Annotated in this window: 3 protein-coding genes and 1 pseudogene; 2 read left to right on the top strand and 2 right to left on the bottom strand. The window is 46.0% G+C overall.

Annotated elements, in window-relative coordinates:
- A pseudogene (locus tag F6K52_RS31825) lies at positions 1–481 on the bottom strand (hypothetical protein); the annotation flags it as partial.
- Between the two features lie 572 nt (positions 482–1,053).
- Positions 1,054–1,227 (bottom strand): hypothetical protein, encoded by a 174-nt coding sequence (locus F6K52_RS31820; protein ID WP_293088356.1) that lies wholly within the window; start codon positions 1,225–1,227, stop codon positions 1,054–1,056.
- A 261-nt stretch (positions 1,228–1,488) separates the two neighbouring features.
- On the opposite strand from F6K52_RS31820, the gene F6K52_RS31815 reads away from it, so the two are divergent.
- Both F6K52_RS31815 and F6K52_RS31810 read left to right on the top strand, forming a co-directional pair.
- Positions 1,489–1,728 carry a hypothetical protein gene (locus F6K52_RS31815; RefSeq protein ID WP_293088354.1) on the top strand — a complete coding sequence of 80 codons (240 nt, stop codon included), beginning with the start codon at positions 1,489–1,491 and terminating at the stop codon, positions 1,726–1,728.
- Between the two features lie 1,524 nt (positions 1,729–3,252).
- Entirely contained in the window at positions 3,253–5,085 is a 1,833-nt protein-coding gene (locus F6K52_RS31810; protein ID WP_293088352.1) for a fatty acyl-AMP ligase, read from the top strand.
- Positions 5,086–5,278: the final 193 nt, after the last annotated feature.

Raw genomic sequence — 5,278 nt, 5'->3', positions numbered from 1 at the left:
ACTGATCCTTAATCTGTTCAACTAGCTTCACTGACAAGGCAGTTTTGCCAATACCAGTAATGCCCAAAATAGCCACCAATGGACAGTTATCTGTGACAATCCATTGCTGTAGCTGAGCCAGTTCGTTGGTGCGTCCGTAGAAATCCGATACATAGGGTGCGTCACTTAAATCGAGTTTTAAGAGGGGACTACTTTCGGTCTGCTCAGGAATAGAGCTTGACGGTTTTGATACTGACTCGAGAACTAGCCGAAGATTTTTTTTTGTGACACGTTGTCCTGTTAGGTTTGACAGTTTCTTCCATAAGGAAGGAGCAGCGATCTTCTTAATATAATCCGTAGTGTATCCAGGAATATTCATGTCCTCGTAGGTTTTACCTGCCCAAGAGCCTTGGATTATCTTTTGATCACGAGGAGATAGCTTCTTTTCTCCCTTGCCAATCAGCAAATTATTTAATTGGGTTAGTAACTTGTCAAGATCCATGATGAATGTCAGTGAGAAGGAACCAGGAAGGGGGAATTACAGATGTTTGATTTGAGGGGGTAACATGCAAGCTAAAATCCTTACTGGATAATACGTTCAGCCGATCTGTTACAAAAAGATACTATGTTACAAAAAAATACATGGTATTTTGGACTGACCTTGGACATAGTTTATAAGGGTTTGAGATTGCATAAAATCATTCGTAGGGTCAATTTGCAACTTTATCTTTGCTAAGATAACTGGCGTTGCTGAATTAATGAATGAATGGGCGATATGGTTTTGTTGAAGCCCCCGTTGCTCCACCAAATTTGGGGGACTTTTAGACTTTTGTTACCCCACCGGTGCGCACCACAGAATTGCGGGGCTAGGGGGGCGAAACCATACTCATAATCAGCTACGCCAGATAAATGGCCTCAAAGCCTTATTTAGCAAGCTTTTCAGGGCTCATGTCACCTCCTCAGATGTTTGATACCAAATCCACTTTTCTAGCTGCTCTTAAGCCCAAAAGACTGAAACTCGCGCCTACACAAACTTTCGGGAGCACCTCAAGGAGTTTGTTTTCCAGGGTTTTTTTAAACCGGATGTAGTATAACCAGTTTGGGTGCGTAAGTCGTAACTGCTCGATCGGTCATCCTGAGTGCTGTGTGGAGTTCATGACAACTCCCTTGACTGACTGCTGACTTTTGAGGGGATCTTTTTTCTTCAACCCGTTCCCGTAGCGGCTCAATGGTTAGGATCGCGCTCATTTCTGAATCCGCCAAGCCTTTTCTTGATCCCAAGCGCGAGTGGGAGAAACCCCCTTTGGCCTCGCTGCATCGCTATTCTACCCTGAATCATTATCATTAAGCCTAGTTCTTTGATAATAAGAGTTGAGCTGATATTTGATGGTGTTTTCCCCAGAAGCTCTGAAAAGTCAGAACTGACTGCCGGTTTTAATTATACAGCAGTACTCAATTTGGTGAGATACAAACTCCTGGGTTAATGGCAGTAGGGAGTAGGGAGTAGCGATGCAGCGCGGTCAAAGGGAGGCAGCGCCGACCTGCGGGGGTTTCCCCCATCAGCGACTGCCTTGGTTGCCAACGGGCTTACAGCGATGCAGCGCCGACCTGCGGGGGTTGCCCCCATCAGCGACTGCATCAACACAGGTGCTGACCCAGGTGACCCACACAGCCACCTTGACCACGAGCGACGGCATCAAGACATTGAATCTACCTCATAAGTATGATAAACCCTATAGCTCCTCTTAAGCGATGAGGACTGAAATTCCCGGCTACAAAAACTTTCGGGAGCACCTCAAGGACTGGGTTTTCCAGGGTTTTTTAACCCGGATGTAGTATGACATGTCTGGGTGTGTAAGTCGTAACTGCTGGATCGGGCATCCTGATTTCTGAGTTCTGACTCAATCCCTTACCAAAAGACTTTTTCAACAAGCCCTAATTACCCTTAATAAAAATTTACCCCATCTGGCCATCTCCCCAAACTTCCCGCGCCCGAGCCCCGTCAGTTATGGGTATTCAACCAGACTTGATCTGAGTGGGGTTCATGACATGCAACTCCCTTGACTGACTGTGCCTATTATCCCATTCATGAGGATTATGTAAGCATATGCGCTACGCGCAGGCTACGCCAACAGCTATCAGCGTGTCGCGTATCAGCTTATGCTTTACCTCCCAGCGTCGTTCGCACAGCGTGGCCATTCGCGTAGCGTGGCCAAAGGCCAAGGCCAAAGCCTGTGCCACGCTCTCTTGATGCAAAGCGCGAGTGGGGGAAACCCCTGCATGAACGCGCTGCATCGCTACTAGATCGGTGCTTTTGAATAAAATAAGCTGACGGCTGACCACTAACCGCTGACCACTGACCACTGACCGCTGAATGCTTACAGGATTATTCATAAAGTTCATATGAATTTACCTTTAAAAGAGCTGAATTTTTGGGATTTTAATTCTTGCTTGCTTTCCATACTATTTAGTCGTAGGCGATCATACCTGTTTTTTAAAGTAAATCTTAAGTAAATCTTAAGTAAATCCGAATAAGTATGAAAGTCCTACTATAATTGTATGTTTTGTATTAAGCATTTCAATTGTTCTTAGGACTTACGCATTTGCCCCCTAAATCCCCCAATTCTGGGGGACTTTGACATCATTACCCCCCAGAATTGGGGGGCTAGGGGGGCGAAATAAACTTCACCGCGTAAGTCCTGGTTCTATTTTAGCGCAAGCCTTATCATACAAAGATTACAGCGAGTTTGCGAATCAGCTCTCAAATACATCAAGTTGCCATCATCTCGACCGTCTATAACTCGATGGAATGACTTGATCACGAATGTATACCAGGGAATCTTATATGAAAGAATCTGTTGTTTAGTGTGCCACTCAAGGACATCCAAACATATTGGGGCTAGAGGCAACTAATGATCAGCTGCCTTGGGAGCATGTCACTAATGCAGAGCATTTGTCCTAAAGCTATAGCCCTCTCATGGGTTTTAGCATGCTCTGATAGTACATAGTTTATCTATTCTGCAACTTTTCCCTGTTCCCGCTGCTTTGGCCAGAGACTGGATTAAACACGAATGTCACTGTGGCAACTAGTCGCTCTTGGTGTTTTGAATCGAACCATGGCAGGAAACAGAGCCAGATTTTTCCAACAGTAGTTATCGTTACCTATTTGAACTTTGATAGTTTTGTCCAAAGTCCAATGGGTAAAAGTTGCACTTAAGCCTTAGAAGTAGTTTAGAGCTCAAAACCACAAACCTATTGCGATTTTTGTCACCAATGACTGCTTGTTTAGATTATTTCCTCAACACCATACCTCAATTTTCGAATTTAGTAGACCTTCTGGGCACAAGGGCGGAAAACCAGCCTGAGCAAATAGCTTATATCTTTCTTGAGAATGGAGAAACCGAATCAGCACAGCTTAACTATCAACAATTGAACCGACAGGCACAGGCGATCGCGGCTTCTCTCCAGTCCCTAGTTTCCCCCGGCGAAAGAGTTTTGCTGCTGTATCCCTCAGGTCTAGAATTCATTGCTGCTTTCTTTGGCTGCCTGTATGCAGGGGTTGTAGCAGTACCAGCTTATCAACCACGGCGGAATCAGAAGATGTCCCGGTTACAGGCAATTGTGGCAGATGCCCAGGCGACAGTGGCACTTACTACTACATCGGTTTTGGGAAACATAGAAGGGAAATTTACCGAGAATCCAGAATTGGCTGACTTGCACTGGGTAGCTACGGATAACATTGGTGGCGATCGCGCTAATGAATGGCAGGAACCGGCACTGACCAGCAATACCTTGGCTTTTCTCCAATACACCTCTGGTTCTACAGGGACACCGAAAGGGGTGATGGTCTCTCATGGGAATCTGCTGCACAACCAGCAAATGATACAGCAGGCTTTCGGGCATACAGCAGATACTATTGTTGTCGGTTGGTTGCCTTTTTACCATGACATGGGACTGATTGGCAATGTCCTGCAACCTCTGTATTTGGGGAAACCAGTGATTCTCATGCCGCCAGTAGCCTTTCTCCAGAAGCCTATCCGCTGGCTGCAAGCAATTTCCCGCTATAAGGCGACCACCAGCGGCGGGCCTAATTTTGCTTATGACTTGTGTGTAAACAAGATTAAGCCAGAAAAGCTTACAGGTCTTGACCTAAGTAGCTGGAGAGTGGCTTTTAGTGGCGCTGAGCCTGTTCTTCCTCAAACTCTGGAGAAGTTTGCTAACTATTTCGCCCCTTGTGGCTTCCGAGCTGAGGCATTTTACCCCTGCTATGGAATGGCTGAGACTACTTTATTAGTGTCCGGGGGTTTGAAGACAGCTGAGCCAATTATTCGCCTGGTCGATGGAGCTGCCCTGTCCCAAAACAAAGTAGTGCAAAGCACTGATCACAACGATGAAGTTCGGGAGATAGTAGGCTGTGGTCGTAGCTGGTTAAACCAAAAAATTGCGATCGCTAATCCTGAGTCACAAATCCAGTGTCCGGATGGACAAGTCGGAGAGATTTGGGTGTCGGGGGCGAGTGTAGCCATGGGCTACTGGAGGAAACCACAGAAAACCCAAGAAACTTTTCATGCTTACCTGGCAGATAGCCAACAAGGACCGTTTCTGCGCACAGGAGATTTAGGATTCTTGCTCGATGGCGAGTTGTTCATTACCGGGCGAATCAAAGATGTGATTATCATCCGAGGGCAAAACCATTATCCCCAGGACATCGAACTGACAGTTCAAAAGAGTCACCCGGCACTGCGACCTCATTGTGGAGCCGCGTTTACGGTGGAGTTCAAAGGCGATAAGCGACTGGTGATTGTTCAGGAAGTAGAACGAAGTTATATCCGCAAGCTCGATGTAAAAGAGGTAGCAGCAAGTATCTGTCAGGGGGTGACGGCAGAGCATGCTTTACAGGTTTATGCCATGGTACTGGTTAAGACCGGGAGCATTCCTAAGACTTCCAGCGGTAAAATTCGCCGTCAGGCCTGTCGGGCTGAGTTTCTCACTGGCAGTTTAAATGTGGTGGGGGATTGGAGTCTCAATCCTCAGGGAAAAGTGAAGTTTCGGGATTTACAGGCTGATGTCGAATCCTTATTACAGAAAGTAGAAAGTTGCAAATAAGTATGAAATTGAAAGTCACAAGATCACATAAGGAGTATTGTTGATGCAGTTGGACAGCACAACAGAGCTTCTTACAAGTTCGAGTAAGAGGCAAAAAATAACAGTTAAGAGCAATAATCACTTAAAAATTCAGCAGCAGCTTCATGCTTTAGCGATTAATGTGATTCCTTTACTGGGGACAGTAGCAGCAGTG

It is taken from the genome of Moorena sp. SIO3H5 (genome assembly GCF_010692395.1).
GTDB lineage: Bacteria > Cyanobacteriota > Cyanobacteriia > Cyanobacteriales > Coleofasciculaceae > Moorena.
Note: the sequence above shows the minus strand (reverse complement) of the source record. Positions and strands in the feature narration are given on the sequence as shown.

Excerpts from the sequence above, each read along its gene's own strand:
- F6K52_RS31820 (WP_293088356.1), bottom strand. The coding sequence starts at position 1,227 with ATGAGCGCGATCCTAACCATTGAGCCGCTACGGGAACGGGTTGAAGAA.
- F6K52_RS31815 (WP_293088354.1), top strand. The coding sequence starts at position 1,489 with ATGCAGCGCGGTCAAAGGGAGGCAGCGCCGACCTGCGGGGGTTTCCCC.
- F6K52_RS31810 (WP_293088352.1), top strand. The coding sequence starts at position 3,253 with ATGACTGCTTGTTTAGATTATTTCCTCAACACCATACCTCAATTTTCG.